The 2777-nt window shown below is 72.4% G+C and carries 2 protein-coding genes; both read left to right on the top strand.

Features of this window, described 5'->3' with window-relative positions; all coding sequences use genetic code 11:
- A partial coding sequence (locus tag HY703_06825; GenBank protein ID MBI4544888.1) for an N-acetylmuramoyl-L-alanine amidase occupies positions 1–206 on the top strand: 206 nt, incomplete at its 5' end.
- Between the two features lie 70 nt (positions 207–276).
- The coding region (locus HY703_06820) for a PD40 domain-containing protein (protein ID MBI4544887.1) at positions 277–2777 on the top strand (2501 nt) is incomplete at its 3' end.

The raw sequence follows: 2777 nt of genomic DNA, 5'->3' as shown, positions 1-2777 counted from the left end.
TGGGACTGCGCAACCTGGGCGTCGGGCGCGCCAACCTGGCGCTCGTGCGCCCCACCTGGATGCCAGCCGCGCTCACCGAGACCATGTTCCTGATGGTGCCGGAGCAGGAGGCGGCGCTGCGCCATCCCGGGGTCCAGGAGCGCATTGCGCGCGCCCACCTGCGCGCGCTCGAAGACTTCCTGCGCGGCCGGGCCGCTGAGCCTTGAGGTTCCCCTGTCATCCCGGGCCGAAGGGGCGCAGCGCGTCTCCGCGTCGGCGTGAACTTGTCCTGAACCCATGAAGAAGTTCATCCTCCTTGCCCTGCTCCTTATCTGTCCCGGGGTGGCCCGCCCACAGGACGTGCCGCCCCAGTGGCGCTGGCACACCTTCGAGACAGTGCACTTTCGGGTCACCTTCGCCCCCGGTTTGGAAGAGCTGGCCCGCCACGCCGCCGGCCGCGCCGAGGCCGCCTACCAGGTGCTCAGCCAGGAGCTGCTGCACGCGCCGCGCGGCACCATTGACCTGCTCGTCACAGACCACACGGACTTCTCCAACGGGTTCGCCACGCCGCTGCCCTCCAACCGCATCGTCGTCTACGCGGCCCCTCCCGTGGACGACCCGGCGCTCGCCTTCCACAACGACTGGCTGGAGCTGGTCCTCGTGCACGAGTTGACCCACATCTTGCACCTGGACCACGTCGCCGGACTCGGTGCCGCGCTGCGTGCCCTCTTCGGCCGCGTGCCCGCACCCTGGCCGTTCTTCCCCGCGCTGGCCACGCCCACCTGGTCCATCGAGGGGCTCGCCACCTATTACGAGTCGCGCGTGACCGGCGCCGGCCGGGTGAACGGCAGCTACCACGACATGGTCCTGCGCACCGCGGTGCTGGAGGGCGCATTCGACGGCATCGACCGGGCCAGCGGCAGCAGTCCGGTCTGGCCCGGAGGGCAGCGACCCTACGTTTACGGCTCGCTGTTCCTCGACTACCTGGCCGGGACGCACGGGCCGGAGGTGCACCAGAAGTTGGTGCAGCGCGCTGCGGGTGCGCTGATCCCGCCGCCGCTCGCCTTCGACCGCGTGGCGCGCCGCGCTACCGGCCGCTCCTTCTCGGCTAGCTGGCGCGCTTGGCGCGCATTGCTCGAAGAGCGCTACAACCGACTGGCCGACTCGCTGCGCGCCCACGGACTCACGCCCTCCGAGCGGCTGGCCGGCGGCGGCCGTTACACCCTCCACCCCCGCTTCGCGCCCGATTCCCGCCAGCTCGCCTTCGTCGCCGAAAACGGGCGTGATGACCCGGCCACCATCGTCCTAGATGCCGCCACCGGGCAGCGGCGGCGGCTCGCCCGGCGCAACGGCTTTGCCAGTGAGCTGGGCCCCGCGAGCTGGCTCCCCGACGGCGAGACGCTGGTCACGGCGCAATTCGAGATCGCGCGCACGTACGAGCTGTACAGTGATCTGTACCTCCTCGGCCCGGGCGGAGGGCGCCGGCTCACCCGCGGCCTGCGCCTCGCCGAGCCGGACGTCGCGCCCGACGGGCGCCGCGTGGCCGCTGTGCAGAGTCATCGAGGCCGAACCCGCCCGGTCGTATACGACATCGTCTCCGGGACCGTGCAGCCGCTCCGCGAATACGCGGAGGGGGAAAACTGGTCACTCCCGCGCTGGTCGCCGGGCGGCACACGCGTCGCCATCGGGCGGTGGAGGAGCGGAGGCGAGTACGATGTCGTCCTGCTCGACACCCTGGGCGCCCTGCTTCGGGAGTTGACCCACGACCGCGCCATTGACGCGGCCCCCGCCTGGTCGCCGGACGGGCGCTATCTCCTCTTCTCCTCCGACCGCAGCGGCATCCCCAACCTCTTCGCCGCCGCGGTCGATCAGACGCCCGCGCCCGAGCAGCCGGCAGGCGCGCCCGGCGCCGAGCCGCCGCTCTACCAGGTCAGCAACGTGCTGACAGGCGCCTTCTACGCGGAGGTGTCGCGGGACGGGCGCTGGATCTATTTCGTAGGCTATCACGCGGACGGCTTCCACCTCGAGCGCATGCCCTTCGACCCGGCTAGCTGGCGCGAGCCGGCCCCGCTCCGCCCCGCGCTCGCGCTCCGCGAGAAGGCCGTCACGGCGCAGTCCGAAAAGGAGGCGGCGGCGCCTGAGGAGGCGGCGGCGTCTGAGGCCGCGGGCGTGAGCCGGCCGGCGACACCGCCGCCGCCCGAGCCCAGCCCCCGCCCCTACACTCCCTGGCCCACGCTCCTGCCCCGCTTCTGGCTCCCCCTCTACAGCCAGGAGCCGGCACTGGGCGGCGTTTACGGCGCCCTGACCGCCGGCCAGGACCTCGTTCAGCGCCACACGTACACGCTGTGGGCCGCGCTCGCCCCGCGCGAGGACCGGCTGGAGGGCGGGCTCGCCTATCAATATTCAGGATTCGGCAATCCGCTGCTGGCGCTGGAGGTGAGCCGCACCTGGAGCGGGCGGCTGCGCAGCCTGCCCGACACCAGCACTGCCCGCCAGCTCCGCTCCGAGGACGAGGCCTCGCTCAGCGCCCGATTCCTGCGCCGCCGCTGGCGCTCGAGCACCTCCCTCACGGTAGCGGCCGAACGCGTGACCGAGCGCGACCTGCTCCTCGGCACCAGCCGCTACCGCCTCGCCGACCCACGCGATGACCTGGCCGGCATCGCCGCGCGACTGGCTTACGCGACCGCCCGCAGCCACGCCTTCTCCATCAGCCGCGAGGACGGCATCAGCCTGGCCCTCGGCGGCCGGAGGCGCTGGGATCTCGAGCCCTCCGCCACTCACGACCGCAGCTACTCCGA

This window comes from Gemmatimonadota bacterium, assembly GCA_016209965.1.
Classification (GTDB): Bacteria; Gemmatimonadota; Gemmatimonadetes; order Longimicrobiales; family RSA9; genus JACQVE01.
This window is presented reverse-complemented; position numbering and strand designations above follow the sequence as displayed.